Source organism: Sulfurospirillum sp. 1612 (genome assembly GCF_036556685.1).
Lineage (GTDB): Bacteria > Campylobacterota > Campylobacteria > Campylobacterales > Sulfurospirillaceae > JAADIZ01.
Genome location: NZ_CP140614.1, coordinates 494,925 through 511,758, shown reverse-complemented (window position 1 = coordinate 511,758; position 16,834 = coordinate 494,925). Strand labels below are relative to the sequence as shown.

At 38.7% G+C, this 16,834-nt stretch carries 15 protein-coding genes and 2 tRNA genes; 10 read left to right on the top strand and 7 right to left on the bottom strand.

Going from position 1 to position 16,834, the window contains the following annotated elements; genetic code table 11:
• The first annotated feature begins 16 nt into the window (after positions 1-16).
• Entirely contained in the window at positions 17-3,613 is a 3,597-nt protein-coding gene (locus SFB89_RS02590; protein ID WP_331775390.1) for a bifunctional proline dehydrogenase/L-glutamate gamma-semialdehyde dehydrogenase, read from the top strand.
• Positions 3,614-3,687: 74 nt separating this feature from the next.
• Here the strand turns inward: SFB89_RS02590 and SFB89_RS02585 are convergent, their stop codons facing one another.
• Positions 3,688-4,044 carry a DsrE/DsrF/TusD sulfur relay family protein gene (locus tag SFB89_RS02585; RefSeq protein WP_331775389.1) on the bottom strand — a complete coding sequence of 119 codons (357 nt, stop codon included), beginning with the start codon at positions 4,042-4,044 and terminating at the stop codon, positions 3,688-3,690.
• Between the two features lie 166 nt (positions 4,045-4,210).
• On the opposite strand from SFB89_RS02585, the gene SFB89_RS02580 reads away from it, so the two are divergent.
• Positions 4,211-4,966 (top strand): SDR family oxidoreductase, encoded by a 756-nt coding sequence (locus tag SFB89_RS02580; protein WP_331775388.1) that lies wholly within the window; start codon positions 4,211-4,213, stop codon positions 4,964-4,966.
• A 3-nt stretch (positions 4,967-4,969) separates the two neighbouring features.
• Here the strand turns inward: SFB89_RS02580 and SFB89_RS02575 are convergent, their stop codons facing one another.
• From SFB89_RS02575 to SFB89_RS02565, 3 genes are all read right to left on the bottom strand, one after another.
• Entirely contained in the window at positions 4,970-5,677 is a 708-nt protein-coding gene (locus tag SFB89_RS02575; RefSeq protein ID WP_331775387.1) for a glutamine amidotransferase, read from the bottom strand.
• Between the two features lie 92 nt (positions 5,678-5,769).
• Positions 5,770-6,255, bottom strand: coding sequence for a DUF4405 domain-containing protein (locus SFB89_RS02570; RefSeq protein ID WP_331775386.1), 486 nt, complete (start codon positions 6,253-6,255; stop codon positions 5,770-5,772).
• A 102-nt stretch (positions 6,256-6,357) separates the two neighbouring features.
• Positions 6,358-7,287, bottom strand: coding sequence for a ketopantoate reductase family protein (locus tag SFB89_RS02565; protein WP_331775385.1), 930 nt, complete (start codon positions 7,285-7,287; stop codon positions 6,358-6,360).
• 199 nt (positions 7,288-7,486) lie between these two features.
• Between SFB89_RS02565 and SFB89_RS02560 the strand changes: the two genes are divergently transcribed.
• The 4 genes from SFB89_RS02560 to hcp all read left to right on the top strand — a co-directional run bounded on the left by SFB89_RS02560 (position 7,487) and on the right by hcp (position 11,250).
• On the top strand, positions 7,487-7,666 hold the full coding sequence (locus SFB89_RS02560) for a hypothetical protein (RefSeq protein ID WP_331775384.1): 180 nt from the start codon (positions 7,487-7,489) through the stop codon (positions 7,664-7,666).
• 152 nt (positions 7,667-7,818) lie between these two features.
• Positions 7,819-9,630 (top strand): HD domain-containing phosphohydrolase, encoded by a 1,812-nt coding sequence (locus SFB89_RS02555; RefSeq protein WP_331775383.1) that lies wholly within the window; start codon positions 7,819-7,821, stop codon positions 9,628-9,630.
• Positions 9,631-9,702: 72 nt separating this feature from the next.
• A tRNA-Lys gene (locus SFB89_RS02550) sits at positions 9,703-9,778 on the top strand.
• A 146-nt stretch (positions 9,779-9,924) separates the two neighbouring features.
• A complete protein-coding gene (gene hcp, locus SFB89_RS02545) occupies positions 9,925-11,250 on the top strand; it encodes a hydroxylamine reductase (protein WP_331775382.1) in 1,326 nt (441 codons plus the stop codon).
• Positions 11,251-11,305: 55 nt separating this feature from the next.
• Here the strand turns inward: hcp and SFB89_RS02540 are convergent, their stop codons facing one another.
• Both SFB89_RS02540 and SFB89_RS02535 read right to left on the bottom strand, forming a co-directional pair.
• Positions 11,306-12,409 (bottom strand): phosphoribosylaminoimidazolesuccinocarboxamide synthase, encoded by a 1,104-nt coding sequence (locus SFB89_RS02540; RefSeq protein ID WP_331775381.1) that lies wholly within the window; start codon positions 12,407-12,409, stop codon positions 11,306-11,308.
• An 80-nt stretch (positions 12,410-12,489) separates the two neighbouring features.
• Positions 12,490-12,915, bottom strand: a complete 426-nt coding sequence (locus tag SFB89_RS02535; protein WP_331775380.1) for a MarR family winged helix-turn-helix transcriptional regulator — start codon at positions 12,913-12,915, stop codon at positions 12,490-12,492.
• Positions 12,916-13,059: 144 nt separating this feature from the next.
• Here SFB89_RS02535 and SFB89_RS02530 point away from each other — a divergent pair, with 144 nt between their 5' ends.
• The 4 genes from SFB89_RS02530 (at position 13,060) to SFB89_RS02515 (ending at position 16,591) form a co-directional block, all read left to right on the top strand.
• Positions 13,060-14,394, top strand: coding sequence for a cytidylate kinase family protein (locus tag SFB89_RS02530; RefSeq protein WP_331775379.1), 1,335 nt, complete (start codon positions 13,060-13,062; stop codon positions 14,392-14,394).
• 34 nt (positions 14,395-14,428) lie between these two features.
• Positions 14,429-15,064, top strand: coding sequence for a metallophosphoesterase family protein (locus SFB89_RS02525; RefSeq protein ID WP_331775378.1), 636 nt, complete (start codon positions 14,429-14,431; stop codon positions 15,062-15,064).
• Between the two features lie 16 nt (positions 15,065-15,080).
• On the top strand, positions 15,081-15,431 hold the full coding sequence (locus SFB89_RS02520; protein ID WP_331775377.1) for a YkvA family protein: 351 nt from the start codon (positions 15,081-15,083) through the stop codon (positions 15,429-15,431).
• Between the two features lie 62 nt (positions 15,432-15,493).
• A complete protein-coding gene (locus SFB89_RS02515; RefSeq protein ID WP_331775376.1) occupies positions 15,494-16,591 on the top strand; it encodes a M20 family metallopeptidase in 1,098 nt (365 codons plus the stop codon).
• A gap of 159 nt (positions 16,592-16,750) precedes the next feature.
• Here SFB89_RS02515 and SFB89_RS02510 read toward each other — a convergent pair.
• A tRNA-Asn gene (locus SFB89_RS02510) sits at positions 16,751-16,825 on the bottom strand.
• Positions 16,826-16,834 lie beyond the last annotated feature (9 nt).

The following is a 16,834-nucleotide window of genomic DNA, read 5'->3' as shown; positions in this document are numbered from 1 at the left end:
ATTATAGGGGATGATGATGTTAAAGAATAAGGCGGTTATGGAGCAAGCCATCAAATTGGCTGAAGTTTGGCAATCAAGAGCGGATGAATTAGTCAGTGATTTTGACAAAAAATTCCATGTCAAAATGAATAAAATGCTCAGCCATCCAAAAGATAAAGTGATGCTTATCGAGTTGATGGATCAAAGTTTTCGTAGCAAAAACACAAAGAGAGTCGCAAATCAAATCGAGTACCTTTTTACCAAATACGGACTCGCTTCCTTTTTCACCAGTAGTGAGCGATTTCTCATCTTTTTATTTTTAAATATTGGTATTTATTTACCCAATATTTCAATCCCTCTGTTTATCAATAATATCAGAGAGGATACCAAAACCGTCGTCATTAAAGGCGAAGACGACATACTCAATGCACATTTACAAAAAAGAAAAGCAGAAGGAACAAGAGTCAATATCAATCTGATTGGAGAGATTGTATTAGGTGAAGAAGAAGCCAAAGGTCGCATGGAAAAATACCTCAAACTACTCGAAAATCCCAATGTCGATTACATCTCCATCAAGATTTCCACACTCTTCTCACAGATCAACCCCGTCTCTTTTGAAGATACGGTGAGTAAATTAGTAGAGAGATTAAGCACCATCTTTGCCCAAGCGAAAAAGTTCAGCTTTACTAACAGCAAAGGAGAACAAGAGAATAAATTTATCAATCTTGATATGGAAGAGTATCGTGATTTGGCACTCACTTATCAAGCATTTACAGAAACACTCAGCCAACCAGAATTCAAAGATTTTAGAGCCGGAATTGTATTGCAAGCCTATCTCCCTGATTCTCATCTTTGGCAACAAAAATTGATTAAATTTGCAAAGAAACGAGTCGAGGATGGCGGTGTGCCACTCAAAATGCGTCTGGTAAAAGGTGCGAACATGGAGATGGAAGAGACCGAAGCCTCCTTGCGAGGGTGGGCTTGTGCTCCTTATGACAAGAAACAAGATACCGATAGTAACTTTAAAATCATGGCAGAATACGGCATGAGAAAAGAACACATCCAATATCTCAATCTTGGTACCGCATCGCATAACCTCTTTGAACAAGCTTATGCTTATACGCTCGCCAAAGAGTACGATGTGTTGGATTATTATTCTATGGAGATGCTTGAGGGGATGAGTGAATCCGCACGTCTTGCCATCAAAGAGATTAGTACTGATATTATTCTTTATGCCCCGGCTGCAAAAAAAGAGCAATTTACCAATGCAATCGCGTATTTGGTACGACGACTTGATGAAAATACCGGAAAAGAGAACTTTATTCGATACTCTTTTGGTCTCAAAGTCGGATCAGCCGATTGGGAAATGCTCAAACAAGCTTTTATCGACTCTTTTGAAAACGCCAGTAATATCTTCATCGGTGCCAAAAGACAACAAAGCAGACTCAAAGAAAACTGGGACGATTTTAAAAACAGTAGTTTCCAAACCGGAAAATTTACGAATGAACCAGATACTGATTTTATCATGACCGACAATAAACAATGGGCCAAGGATATCCGTGCAAAATGGATGGCCTCAAAAGATACCCAACACACTGTAGTGCCTATCGTTGTGGGAGGCAAAGAAATCAGCCAAGATCGTAAAACACAAATAGCCCTCGATAAATCACAACTTAAAGACAATATCATCGCAGGAGAATTTACGCTAGCAACCGCAGAAGACCTTCAAGAAGCTGTCAAAGTCGCTAAAGCGGATGTGGATGGATGGCGCGCACTTAGCCATGAAAAAAGACATGAAATCATCTGCAATGTTGCCAACGAATTTAGAAAAAAACGGGGTGATTTAGTCGGAATTGCCGCAGCAGAAGTGGGAAAAGTATTTGGAGAAACCGATGTTGAAGTGAGTGAAGCGATTGACTTTTTAGAGTTTTATTCCCATGCAATACGACATTTTGAAGCCTATGAAAATCTGAAATTTGAAGGCAAAGGCGTGGGTGTCGTCACCCCACCATGGAATTTCCCTATTGCTATTCCAACCGGTGGTATTACCGCAGCATTAGCCGCGGGTAACTGCGTCATTATCAAGCCAGCAAGTGCCGCAGCGTTGTCTGCTTATCAATTATGTCAATGTTTTTGGGACGCAGGTGTGAGCAAAAATACGCTCCAATATCTCCCTTGTCCGGGCGCATTAGCAGGAGAACATCTTATCAAAAATAAAGATGTTGATTTCGTGATTTTAACCGGTGGAGAAGATACCGCATACAAGATGCTAGAAGCACGACCGGATCTCTTACTCACAGCAGAAACTGGCGGAAAAGATGCTACGATTGTCACCGCGATGAGTGACCGTGAACAAGCGATTAAAAATGTCATTCATTCTGCTTTTTCAAACAGTGGTCAAAAATGTTCGGCTACTTCTTTGTTGATTTTAGAAGAAGAAGTTTACAACGACCCAGGATTCAAAAGTGCGCTTGTTGATGCCGCCAAAAGTATGGAAACCGGTTCAGTTTGGAATTTTGTCAACCGCATCGGAACGCTCGCCAATCCAATCGGAGGCAATCTTAAAAAAGCAATCGATTCCTTGCAAGAGGGCGAATCTTGGGCATTGGAACCAGAATTTGCAGATGATAATGAGTACATGCTCAAACCAGCGATTCGTTGGGGTGTCAAAGATGGTAACTTTTGTCATATGAATGAACTCTTTGGACCAGTACTCTCTGTCATGAAAGCAAAAAATCTCGAAGAAGCCGTCAATATCGTCAACAAAACCGGATATGGTTTGACTTCGGGTTTAGAATCTTTGGATGCCAGAGAAGTAGAATATTGGAAAGAGCACATCAAAGCGGGAAATCTTTATATTAACCGTGGGACTACCGGTGCTGTGGTACTCAGACAGCCATTTGGCGGTATGGGAAAATCTGCCATCGGAGCGGGAAGAAAAGCGGGACATTATAATTATGTCACACAATTTTCTAACTATGAAGAGGTTGCCACACCTAAGACACCATCGGTACCTGTGGGACCAATGCACAAGAAAATCGATCAATGGATTTCTGATGCCAAAAAAGGTCTCTATACAAATTTCACAACAGATTTTGAAAAACTAAAAGCAGCACTTGAGAGTTATCTTTATAATTTTGAAACTGAATTTAATATCGAGCAAGATTATTTCAAACTTCGGGGAGAAGACAATATCTTCCGATATTTACCTTTGAACAAAGTCGCCCTCAGAGTTTCCAAAGACGATAGTGTATTTGAAACGATTTCAAGGATTATGGCCGCACATATCTGTGGGGTTAAGCTCCATATTAGCGTCGATTATGCTGAGAGTGAAACGATTGCATTTTTATTTGAAAATAAAGACGCCCTTCTTAAATCAACCGATTTTATCGCACGAGAGCGTGAAGAAGATTTCGTAAAATGCTTCAAAAAAGTAGATCGTATTCTCTATTCAGATATCACTAAAGTGAGTGATTTTGTCTTTGAAGAGGCAGCAAAACTCGCCACGTTTATCATCCGACAAAAACCGATGATGGAGGGAAGATTAGAACTGCTCAACTATCTCCATGAACAAAGTATCTCACACAGTTACCATCGATATGGTAACTTGGGAGCACGTGGGATTGACAAATAACACACTATGGTGTTACCACACGCTGGGGGATTTTATCTCCCTCAGCTCTTTGATATTAATGCCAAAGTAACGATTTAGAACGTGAGGACTTTATCGCTGTCTATAACCCATGAGGCGAGTTCTGGCATTGTCGATTTTTCGGCTCCTTCAAAATAGGGATGATTTTTATAGATACCACATCGAGACATACACGTACCGCAAACTTTGACTTGAACATTTTTTGCTATCAAATCTTTTAACATTTGTGAGAGATCTTGGTCATAATTATCCGGTTTTTTACAAACATCTCGTGCCATATCAACAGAATCATTCATCAAAAATATGCGAACTTCCTCTCCCGCTTCTTGCAATTTATCAGCCAATCTCAAACCATTCCATGTCACATCTGTATCATCATAGGGTTCATGATTAAAGACAATCAATACACTCATCTATTCTCCTTGTTTTATTATTTTTATCGTTCACATCATAATATTATTTCGATTAGATTATAATAAATATTATCATAAAAATATAGCACATTTCGTGCTTTCTCTCAACGCTCTTTTGCTATAATTAATAAGAAGTAAAAATTTATAGTGAAAAGGAATATACGACATGTCAAAAACAGTTTTCATAACCGGAGCGACTTCAGGATTTGGTAGAGAGTGTGCCTTATTATTTGCCCAAAATGGACACAAAGTCATCGCAACAGGCAGAAGATTAGATAAATTAGAATCATTGAAAAATGAGCTCAAAGATTGTCAAGTCCATACAGTAGCCTTTGATGTTAGCGATAAAAATGCGGTATTTTCAGCAATTGCAGAATTGCCCTCAGACTATAAAAATATTGATATTCTCATCAACAGTGCGGGTTTAGCACTCGGTCTTGGCCATGCAAATGATGCCCTGATTGAAGATTGGGATATCATGGTAGATACCAATATCAAAGGCCTTTTGTATGTCACCAAAGCGGTGTTGCCGGTGATGGTCACTCGCAAAAGCGGCTACATCTTCAACCTTGGCTCCACTGCGGGAAATTGGCCTTATGAAGGGGGTAACGTCTATGGAGCCACCAAAGCATTTGTCCAACAATTTTCCAGAAATCTCCGTACTGATTTAGTTGGCACCAATATCAGAGTTTCCAACATCGAACCGGGTGCCGCTAAGACAGAATTCTCCGATGTGCGCTTTAAAGGTGACACTGAAAAAGCCGCTAAGGTGTATGAGGGAATTGAGCCTTTGGTCGCTGAGGATATCGCCAACCTCATCTATACACTCTCCATGTTACCAGAACATGTCAATGTCAATACTCTTGAAGTGATGCCAACATGTCAAACTTGGGGAGGCTTGAAAGTTGCCAAAGAGTCGTAATATTTAGCGCATACACACATCCACAAATAGAGGAATCACTTGATTGGCAAATGTTGTATCTTGAGTATTTGCAAGAAGCGTTTGAAGCGTTTCTTGCCCTCTATTTTCTACGTCACAAACTTTTTTGATATACGCATTCATGACATCTTGGGTGTATTCAGGGTGAAACTGCACGCCCCAGATATTGGACTCCATTCGAAAGGCATGAAAATTTTCAAAATCATTAAAAGCCAATACCCTAGCTCCTGCTGGCAAACTCATAGCACTTTGTGAATGCACCACATGCACTACAAATGTACTCGGGAGATGCTTAAAGATAGCATCATCTTTAGCCTCTTGCTTCATCTGAACCCTCACACTCCCTAATTCCATACCGCGAGGATGAAAATCCACACGTCCGCCCAAAGCTTTGACGATGAGTTGATGTCCATAGCAAATACCCAATGTCGGCACATGGTGGCGGGCTAAAAGTCGGATAAAATCTTCGACTTGTAAACTCCATTCTAGATTCTCAGTCACCATATCATGAGAGCCACTGATAATGACTCCCCGACACGATGTCACATCAGGTAGCGCATCGTGTTTTTGCACATCTATCACGACGGGTTGAGAGAGGCCGGTACGATTGGCAATCCAATCCTCAAAATCTCCGAGTGATGCCTTGATTTCCTCAAAAGTATCACCCGTTTTAATAATATACAGTTGTTTCATTTCAATCATTTCCTTTGCGATAATTTTACACCCACAATGGAACATATCAAATAAAAAATTGTAGAAAAAATAGACAAAAATACTCGAAGTATTTACTCTTGTAGCATTTTAACCACGGCAATCGGGCTGAGTTGATTGGCTTTTGCGATGGCATCAATGTTTTGATTATTTTCTATCATGATACCTTTAGATTTCAAAATTTGTGTAGCATGATTGTACTCGATGTTTAACACTTTCAAGCTATCGGCAATCGGTGCATTTAAAAGGCTTTTGATCATGAGTTGTTTTGGATTATTGCTCCCGTTGCTGCTGTTGATAATAAATCCCGTACTCACCAATCCAACCAGAATGACAGAAACCATAAAAATCTTTTTGCCAAAGTAGCGCTTCATTGGTTTAAAATTAAAAAACAGGTGCAACGCCGCTACGGCTACAAACACCAACCCCATAATCTCATGCATACTCTTGACACTGCCATCTAAGATATGAAAATACAACATTACCCCGCTGATTGCTATCACTAAAAATACCAAACTGGTCATTGATGTCGCTATATCTTTTAAAGACGATCGATTCATCTTTTCCTCCATAAATAATTTATTAGAATTTTACTACCAGAACCTTGATGTAGTGACAACCGTGTGTTAATGTCATCTTAATAAAAGAGTATGTTGGGTATTTTAGACGTGATACAGACTACGCAGTAATGTCGAGACACTTCTCGTATAAGGAGCATCCAGACCTTGAGATTCGCAGTTTCTGATGACGACACCACAAATTTCATCGAGTTCTATCGGGCGATTATGTTCTCTATCGACCAACATAGAGGGCTTAATCGAATCAAATTTTTTGATGACATCAAACATCTCGATGACATCATGATCGTGTATCGTAACAGATGCTGCTTTGGCCGCGATTGCCGTCTCTTTCATTTGTCCCAATACGATTTTAGAGAGATGCGCATCTGCGATTACCTCGCCCGTGCGTTTTTCGAGCAAGGCACAAAGCGCATTGACGCCATTGTTGATAATGAGTTTTTTCCAAAGCTCCAATCGAATATCTGGTGAGATTGTTGTGGGGATATGGTTTGCGTTCATGATACTCACAAATTGCGTTAAAAATGCCGTGCCATCTGCACTCTCTTCCCAAAGTCCTAGAGGCGTTTGCGCAACGCCCACAGCATGCACGATACCAGGGCTCATGATATGCGCTCCAATCTTCACACTCAATCCCCCAATAATCTTTTTAGGGTCCAAATACTTCGCAAGGATGCCTTCATTCTCGACACCATTTTGCAAGGAGATGATATAAGGAGTATGATCTTCACACCAATGCGACAGCGCTATGGCTATGGATTCAGTTTGCATCGCTTTGGTTAACAAAATAATAGCATCAAATGTTTTAGATGGTTGAGTGAGCAGTGTCTTCATATCACAAGCATCAACGGATTGATGAAATGTAAAATCTGGATGGATGACTTCCAAACCTTTTTCTTGCATCATCTCAAGATGTTTTCCACGTGCTACAAAAGTGACACGCTCTCCCCCTTGGACTAATCGTGCACCATAATAACATCCAACGCCACCGGCTCCAATAATCGCAATATGCATGTGTACCTCATGATATATTTTTTGTGTTTCAATTATAACCAATATTTGAAACATTTGGCTAATTTTTTGTACCTTTTTTTCACCTTTACCTCTTTATCGTTTTGTTTTTTTTAACAACTTGACTTTTGATACACAGAAGAACTATAATAGTGATTACTTACTATCTCCAATAGTAAAATTCTAAGACAAAGGCATGAAAATGGCAAAAGTTCTAAAGAAAAAAACTGTTAAAAAAGTAGTAAAATCTACGGCAAAAAAAGCAGATGCAGGAAAAAAAGTTACAAAAAAAGCAATCAAAAAGGTTATAGCCAAAAAACTAAAAACTAAAAAATCGCTCAAAAAAACAGCGAAAAAGATCGTCAAGAAACTCTCAGCATAGCGCTGATTTATCAGGATTCATATTTTAAATCCTGATAAATTATATACCAAAAAAACCGCCATAAAATAGGTTTTTTTCAGAAATTATAGTATAATTATGACTCACCAACAATGAACCTATGTCAAACTTTAGCGCAAACCAAGGTGGTCACTATGTTCTCTTCTCCAAGGTTATTAAAACAAACGCTCAATAGTTTAGAAAATATTGTGATTTCCACTATCAAAGGGGAGCATTTATTTTGGTGTAATCAACACACTTTGGACGTTTTAGGCTATGATTCCATAGAAGACCTTCTCAAAGAGTATCCGTGTATTTGCGATTTTTTTATAGAAGATAAGAAAAAAGGCTATATTGGTAAAACCGTCGGTACTTTAAATTGGCTTGATTACGCACTTGCCCATCAAGACAAACAAGACATTAAAGTCAAACTCAATATTCATGGGAAAATAGAAATCCACTCCCTCAAAGTCCATCCACTTGATTACGACGAGCAATTGCGTTATGTTGTCATTATGCAAAATATCACCCAACTCGAAAAAACCTCGATAGCGCTTAAAAAATACCAAATTCAACTTCAAAATAAAAACCGACTCTATGAAGAGTTATTTGATAATGCTCCCATCGCATATCAGGCCTTAGATAAAAATGGCTACATCGTGAAAGTAAACAAAAAATGGAAAAAATTACTCAATATCGAAACCGATTATTTGGGTAAACATTTCAGTGAATTTTTATCAAAAGAAACCGCGCCAGATCTCAAAGAAGATTTTAGTAGATTTCAAAAACAAGGCTATATGGACGATGCGGAATTTGAATTGGTTGATCAAAAGAATGGCTCTTTGACTCCTATTCGCGTCTATGGAAATCTCTCGTATTACGAAAATGGCGTACTCGATCACACCAACTGTCTTTTGTATGACTTATCAAAAGAGCGACAACAAGAACGAGAACTCAAAGAAAATTTTGAATCGGTGATGCTCTCTTTTGTCAATATTCTAGAAGAAAAAGATATCTACACAGCAGGACATTCAAGACGCGTTGCAAAATATTCACGCCAAATAGCCAAAAATATGGCCCTTTCAGCCGAAGATATCGATATTATCTTTCGTGCAGGAAATTTACATGATATCGGTAAAATCGTCACCCCAGAATCTATTTTGTTGAAACCTAGTAAATTTAATCAAGGAGAGCTTCAATTGATGCAAGAACATGCTCATTCTGGCTTTAGCATTTTAAATCAAATGGCCTCTTATAAGTTTATCGCTACAATCATCAGACATCATCATGAGCGCTATGATGGCAAGGGCTATCCTGATGGTTTAGAGGGCGAAAAGATTCCCTTGCTCTCACGTATCATGGCCGTAGCCGATGCGTTTGATGCAATGACAACCAATCGTGTCTATAAACCAAGAATGGAAATAGCAGAGGCTATTAAAGAACTTGAAAACAACAGTGGCACACAATTTGACCCCAAGATTATTCCTTATGCAAAACAATATTTTTCCACTTTAAAGACGATAGATTTCGAGGAAGTCATGCCCACTGACCCCAAAAACACTCACAGATTTGCCTATTTTTTCAAAGACTTACTCACCAATGTTTACAATGGCGATTATCTCAATGTTTTTTTACATGATGATATCAAAGCGTCAAAATATACCAAAATACATATCATCGATTTGCACCATCTCCATAATTACAATAATAAATATGGCTGGGAAGCTGGTAATCACGTCTTGATAGATTTGGCACATCACATCACTGAGCAATACAAAACGCAAATGGTATTTCGAGTACATGGTGATAAATTTGTCGTCCTTTGTCCTCGGGACAATACTATCGAATCTGCTCATTTTGAGCTACCGCCAGAGCTAGATTTCAGCATCAGAGAAGTCCACATACAAAAAGAAAAAATCACCTCTTTTCAGACACTCTTGCCTTTTATCACCTGTCATTATCAATAACCCTATCTACACCAAAGCAGACCATTTAATCTGAGTTTCAACAAAGAAAGAATATTATTTTATTTTTAAAACGGTCCGTTAGCTCAGCTGGCAGAGCATATCACTCTTAATGATGGGGTCGTAGGTTCGAAACCTACACGGACCACCAACGTCTTATTTTTTTCTATATGGTATCAATTTCCTCCACTTCTATTAGCACAAATTATTTTTCAACCCTTGACATATATCAATATTAAATTACAAAAAATTACATATCATTGCACTTGCAAAAAAAATTTAGGGGGAAATTTAGAAATGAGTATGTTTTGTTATCAATGCGAAATGAGTGCACCCAATGGATGTGGTAGCACTGGCGCAACTGTCGGTACTTGCGGAAAAGACGAAAATTTAAGCCGTCTGCAAGATATCATGATCTTTGGTCTAAAGGGATTAAGTGCGTATAGAGAGCATTTAAATGAGTTGGCACCACTACAAACAAAAAATGTCGATGATGTCATCAGTGAAACACTCTATTTCACACTTACTAATGTGAATTTTAATTTTAACGACCATATTGCACAACTGATGAAAGTGGGAAGTGCGGGAGTTGAAGTGATGGATAAATTATCGAATGCACACACGAATAAGTTTGGTATTCCAACACCTGTAAGAGTTGCCCAAAATAAGGTAGAAGGCAAAGCTATCTTAGTCAGCGGACATAACTTAGAGATGTTTGAAGCACTGTTGAAGGCCACAGAAGGCACAGGAATCAATGTCTATACCCACTCAGAAATGTTGCCAGCACACGGCTATCCTGAACTAAGGAAATATCCGCACCTAAAAGGGAATATCGGGAAAGCTTGGTTTGATCAAGTACAATTAATGAAAACATTCAAAGGCACCTTTGTCGTCAATACCAACTGTATCATTCCGCCAAAGAAAAATGCTGATTATGTCGATAGAGTTTTTACTTATAAACTCGTAGGTATCGAAGGGGGTACTCCGATTGTTGATGATGATTTTAGTGAATTAATCGAGCGTACGCTGGCGTGTGAAGATACCAATATGGATGCCAATACCACACTCAGCACCGGACATCACTATAAAACAATCTTAACACTAGCACCACAAATCTTAGAGGCCATCAATTCTGGAAAAATCCGTCAATTTTTTGTCATTGCAGGGTGTGATGCACCGGGTAAGGCGGGAAATTATTATAGAGAACTAGCAGAAAATCTACCTAAAGATTGTGTGATTATTACCTCTAGTTGTGGAAAATTTAGATTTAATGATATCGACTTTGGAGAGATTGAAGGCACAGGGATTCCACGCTATTTAGATTTGGGTCAATGTAATGATTCCAATGGTGCGGTTGAGATTGCCAAAGCGATTAGTGGCGCACTAAATACACCTATCAATGACTTGCCAATCTCTATCGTACTCTCATGGATGGAACAAAAAGCTGTCATTATTTTGTTAGCATTGTTTAGTTTGGGGATTAAAGATATCTATTTAGGACCAAAACCACCACAATTTGTGAATGAAGATATCTTCAACTTTTTGGCTGAGACCTTTAATCTGCATACTACCGGTAATGCAAAAGAGGATCTTGCCAATCTTCTGATTCCAAAAGCTTCATAAGCGAAACAAAGATATACCATCGTGCCAAGAGGCGTGATGGTATATCATGATAACTTTAATCGATCAATTGGTACTGCTCTTTTAAAATCTCAATCACTTCAGCTTTTGGATTATCCGAAAGTACAATTTTCTCACCCGTAATCTTCTCCGCAATATCGATATAAGTCTTTGAAACCTCCATCAACACTTCTGCTGGCAATACATTATCACGTGCCAAAGCAACCCGCTCACTCATGCGTGATTTGTTGAGTAAAATATCAGGATCAGGAAAATGATGCAATAACAGTTGGCGAAATCCCTCTTTGGAATTTTCTACGACTTTGCCTTTGGCATAAGCTTTGGCATCCCAAATACGTGAAGAATCCGGCGTTCCCACTTCATCCATATAGATGAGCTTATCGTGACCTTGACGGTCTTTGACATAACCAAACTCAAATTTGGTATCGACAAAAATTTGATCGATTTTGGCCAATGCTTCAGAAATCACATCAAAACCCTCCGTCAAGAGTTTTTCATACAGTGTGATATCTTCAAGTGATTTGAAATTAAAAGCATCAAAATTCTCTTCTATATTTTGACGTGTGATATTGACATCATCAGCCTCAGGTACACCAGGAATCCCTTTTAAGATGCCTTTAGTCGAAGGAGTTTGCAAGAGTTTTGGAAGTTTGGAATCTTTTTTGAGTCCATCAGGTAGTTTGATACCACAAAATTCGCGCGCTCCTTTTTCGTACGCCCGCCACATCGAGCCAGTAATATATTGACGACAAATCGCTTCAATCATCACGGGTTTTGCTTTTTGGACAATCCAAACAAAAGGATGGGGAATATCGAGGATATGACTATCTGCGAGATGGCGCTCTTTAAAAAGCTTGAACCAGTGATTTGAGATAGCATTTAAAGCCGCCCCTTTACCGGGCACTCCATTCATACCGCCCTCACCTCTCCAAATACAATCAAAAGCAGAGATGCGATCACTAATCACCATGATAGCAAGTGGCGTATCAAGTGGCACATCATAGGATTTTTCTTTGATGAGACGACGACTGTCCTCATCTCGCAACCAATAAACTGAGCGTACCTTACCACTGTGTACGGGCAAATCCGTGCGTATTGGGAGGTCGTTATTGACGGCCAATACTTTATCAGCTAAATTCATTATTTATACCTTTATATCAATGATTTGTGAGAAAATCAATTTTCGCTAATTTTAGCAAAACAAATATTTACTTGTGCTTACTATCCTTTGCAATGATTCACCGCATTTTCCATCACTTTTTCAAGTAGTTTGGCTAAAATATCGCGCTCTATATCACTCAAATTTTCTACTAATTTGTGATGCCATTCTTCTTTTAATTGTACAATCTTGGGATAAATTGCCAGCGCTTTTTCCGTCGGAAAAAGATGAAATTCACGTCGGTCGTGGGTATTTGTCTTTTTAGTGACAAAGCCACTAGATTCAAGCTGAGATAACACTCTCGCTACGGTACTTTTATCAATAATAAGACGATGGGAGAGTTCATCTTGGGTGAGTCCGATATGCTCACAAATACAAACAATATACATAAATTGTCCACTACTGATTTCAGTCTCCTTTAAATGCTCAGTATAAAACATTTGAGTCCGGCGATAAGAGACTGAGATATATTTGGTTAAATCTTTCATGATATAGTCCTATATAGTTTCTCTGCAACTAATATTTTACTTAAATAAGCCATTTTAGTCAATATTTATCACATTTTAAGAAATTATGACTATAATTTTAGTTTCATACACAACTATATTTCACACTATTTAAGAGGAACCATCTTGTTACATTCCAAAATCATTGAACGTTATATTTTATTAGTCATCGGACTATTTTTAATCGCCTTGGGCATCAGTCTTATCACCATATCAGATATCGGAACGTCCCCTATCTCGAGTGCTTCTTATGTGTTAAGCTTGATATTTAAGCCCTCTTTTGGTGCTTTTATATTTTACTTTACTATTTTATGTACCCTGCTTGAATTGCTGATTCTTAGGAAAGATTTTAAAAAGAAAAATTTGATTCAAGTCAGTCTTGCTGTAATTTTTGGCTATTTTATTGATTTTAGTATGGGATTGTTGTCTTCTGTGAATCCAACCTTTTATGCTGAAAAAGTGAGTTTTGTCGTGCTGGGTTCTTTTTTGATTGCATTGGGCGTTTATTTGGAAGTGAGCGCTAATGTCTTGATTAATCCGGGAGAATCCATCGTCAAAACGCTCGCCACAAAAACCGGTATCAAATTTGGAACCACCAAGCTCCTTTTTGACTCCTCCCTCGTTCTCATCGCGATTTCATTCTCTTTATTTTATTTTGGTGAGATTCGAGGAATTCGTGAGGGTACTATCATCTCTGCAATACTCACCGGCCTCATGATAAAAATGATTGACCGTGCCATCAAATACATCAAGTTTGAAGAAAAAATCAAAAAAGCATTTCTGCGTCCCCATAAAACTCGTAAATTTGATGCCAAAAATCAATACGTCATCACCATCAGCCATCAACTTGGAAGTGGCGGTAGCTATATCGGGAAACAACTCTCTCAAAAACTTGCGATTCCTTTTGTAGATCGCACCTTATTAAAAAAAGTAGCAGATTTTTTCAATATTTCAGAAAAGGATATCGAACACCGAGACGAGAGGGTGACCTCTTTTTGGGAAGCATTTAAAAATTTACAACTGCTCGATGACCCAACTACTGAAATCCGTGCGGGATATCTCCCTACTGATCGAGAACTCTTTGAGCTTGAGTCTAAATTTATCGCACAAATTGCAGCGCAAAGTTCTGCTATCTTTTTAGGACGAGGTAGCTATCACATCTTGCGACACCACAAGCGCTGTTTGAAGGTCTTTTTGTATGCCCCAAAAGAAGATCGCATCCAGAGAATTTCCCAAATGCGTCATGTCTCCATAACAGAAGCTACCAAGATTGTCGAAAAAGATGATTTAGATAGAAATATCTATTTAGAGACGATTACCGGACGGGCATTTCCTGATATCAATGTCTATGATCTTTGCATCAATACATCCAGCGTTGGGCTAAAAAATGCCAGTATCATGATACAAAAAAGTTTGGAATCCAAGCTAGATCATGAAGGGGAACACAAAAAAACTGTATAATTGTGAATAAAAATATTTTATAAAGTTTTATATCATGACAAACAGTCCCAAATTTATCATAGCAGATACGCACTTTGAACATAGCAATATTCTCACCTTTGAGCCCTCACGAGCCGAAAAAATGCGAGCATGTGGTTATGAAGATTTTGATGCGATGATTATTGATACTTGGAATGCGACGGTAAAAGAAGAAGATCATGTCTTACATCTGGGAGATGTCAGCTTCAAAGAAGGTTTTAAGAGAACCCAAAATCTCAAAGGTCAAATCAGTCTGGTCGTAGGCAATCATGATAGAAGCAAACATCTTCGGTACTATAAAGAGCTCGGCTGGGATGTGATTGATTCTATGAGATTGGATATTCCTGAGGGAGAGGCGATATTAAAAGAGCTCAACAATACTTTTTCTCAAAAAGCACTCCACCATAAACTCCTCGCATGTTGGGTCATGGATCTCAATGGAAAACGTGTGATGTTTTCGCACTTCCCGGTCTTTGACAATAATCCCTATGACATCAAATACTATGGTATCACACAAATATTAGAGAAGATTTTCGTGCGGGCAAATTGTGAGCTAAATATCCACGGACACACGCATTCGCATGGAGCCAAAGAGCCATTTTGCAAGAGTGCTTGTTTGGAGCGCAATGATTTTAAATTGCTAGCTTTATAAAACGATAGGAGATCAAATGGAAGAAAATAAAAAGATAGGGTTTTCAGAGGATTACTCAGAAAACAGCTTTTGGGAAAAAATCAAAAACTTTGCCAAAATGGCAGGAGCTGAAGTGATTGGTAAAGCCTTGGAGCTTTATTATACAATGCAAAATCCCAATACTCCCACATGGGCAAAAACAGTCATCATCGGAGCGCTTGGATACTTTATATCACCCATCGATGCGATACCTGATGTCACCCCTATCGTGGGATTCACTGATGATTTAGGCGTCCTCACCGCCGCCATCGCAACAGTGGCCATGTACATCACAGATGAGGCCAAAGAGAAAGCAAAAAATAAATTAGAAGAATGGTTTGGAAAATAAATCCGTGCAACCAATAGAATCTTCGCGCATTTTCATCATTCCAAAAATTTCAAGGCAACTCGATGAGAGATTTTGATGAATTAAAAGAACTCATCATGATCAATTCATACACAAAGAATAAAAACGGAACCGATCAAAATGGAGCACTTTATAAAACGAAAATGTTCCCATTAGACTTCACTTGCAAAGTCTTTGAACGCGAAGCGATAGGAAATCATTTATTATTTCAATCTTCTAAAAGAGCTGGGCGAAAACTATTGCTGATAGGACATATGGATACGGTTTTTCCACCAGGAACATTTTGCGATTTTAAAGAGGATAAAGACTGGGTATATGGTCCCGGAGTTTGTGATATGAAGGGTGGGAATATGGTCGCAATAGAGGCGCTAAGAAATATTTATCGCCACTATGGAAAAATTGAAAATATTGATTTGTTGCTTGTTAGTGATGAAGAAGGAGGAAGTGATGACTCAAGATGGGTCACTTCGCAAATCGCCACCGATTATGATTATTGTATGGTTTATGAATCAGCAGGAGAAAACCTAGAAGTCGTGGTCGCCAGAAAAGGCAATGGATTCTTTTATATCGACATCAAAGGTAAAGCAGCGCATGCGGGAAATCATTATGCCCTGGGTATTGATGCCAATTTGGAAGCCTCCTATAAAATACAAGAACTCATAAAATTAACCAATTTAGAGGCAGGCACGACGGTCAATGTCGGCAAAATCGAGGGTGGCATCGGGGCCAATACCATATCTCCTTTTGCAAAATTGACTTTTGAAGTGAGATATACTTGTGCACAAGAGAGAGATAGACTCCTTAAAGGCATCGATCAAATCGTCAATACATCATATATCAAAGGCACAAAGTCCATCCTAAGTGGAGGAATCTTACAAGATGTTATGGAAGAAAATACTGCGCAAATAAATTTTTTAAAAAGTATAGAAACGTACACAGGAGAAACAATACCAACAGAAAAAAGAGGCGGTATCAGTGATGCCAATACCGTAGCATCTCGCGGTGTAGCGGTGCTCGATGGCTTTGGCCCCTTTGGAGATGGAGACCACACCCCACACGAACGCGCTCTAAAAAGTAGCTTTGTCCAACGCATCAATCTATCTACTAAAATTTTCGAAGGATTGCTGGAAAATAAGATATAAGAAAAATAAAAAAGAGAAGATTATCAACAATCTAAACTCCCACGCAACGTCTATACTGCTGAACTTAGTATCTTTTTATATTTTATAAAAAAGCTACCCATTAGCTACCGAAGCTTTTTAGGTCTCTGAAATATCGTATTTTAGGGGGTTAAAATGAAATGGCTCCGGATACTGGATTCGAACCAGTGACCAAGTGATTAACAGTCACCTACTCTACCGCTGAGCTAATCCGGAACATATTTT

Bases quoted from the DNA above. Each gene is read 5' to 3' on its own strand.
- SFB89_RS02580 (WP_331775388.1), top strand. From the start codon at position 4,211: ATGTCAAAAACAGTTTTCATAACCGGAGCGACTTCAGGATTTGGTAGA.
- SFB89_RS02535 (WP_331775380.1), bottom strand. From the start codon at position 12,915: ATGAAAGATTTAACCAAATATATCTCAGTCTCTTATCGCCGGACTCAA.
- SFB89_RS02565 (WP_331775385.1), bottom strand. From the start codon at position 7,287: ATGCATATTGCGATTATTGGAGCCGGTGGCGTTGGATGTTATTATGGT.
- SFB89_RS02590 (WP_331775390.1), top strand. From the start codon at position 17: ATGTTAAAGAATAAGGCGGTTATGGAGCAAGCCATCAAATTGGCTGAA.
- SFB89_RS02575 (WP_331775387.1), bottom strand. From the start codon at position 5,677: ATGAAACAACTGTATATTATTAAAACGGGTGATACTTTTGAGGAAATC.
- SFB89_RS02515 (WP_331775376.1), top strand. From the start codon at position 15,494: ATGAGAGATTTTGATGAATTAAAAGAACTCATCATGATCAATTCATAC.
- SFB89_RS02585 (WP_331775389.1), bottom strand. From the start codon at position 4,044: ATGAGTGTATTGATTGTCTTTAATCATGAACCCTATGATGATACAGAT.
- SFB89_RS02520 (WP_331775377.1), top strand. From the start codon at position 15,081: ATGGAAGAAAATAAAAAGATAGGGTTTTCAGAGGATTACTCAGAAAAC.
- SFB89_RS02570 (WP_331775386.1), bottom strand. From the start codon at position 6,255: ATGAATCGATCGTCTTTAAAAGATATAGCGACATCAATGACCAGTTTG.
- SFB89_RS02540 (WP_331775381.1), bottom strand. From the start codon at position 12,409: ATGAATTTAGCTGATAAAGTATTGGCCGTCAATAACGACCTCCCAATA.
- SFB89_RS02525 (WP_331775378.1), top strand. From the start codon at position 14,429: ATGACAAACAGTCCCAAATTTATCATAGCAGATACGCACTTTGAACAT.
- SFB89_RS02560 (WP_331775384.1), top strand. From the start codon at position 7,487: ATGGCAAAAGTTCTAAAGAAAAAAACTGTTAAAAAAGTAGTAAAATCT.
- hcp (WP_331775382.1), top strand. From the start codon at position 9,925: ATGAGTATGTTTTGTTATCAATGCGAAATGAGTGCACCCAATGGATGT.
- SFB89_RS02555 (WP_331775383.1), top strand. From the start codon at position 7,819: ATGTTCTCTTCTCCAAGGTTATTAAAACAAACGCTCAATAGTTTAGAA.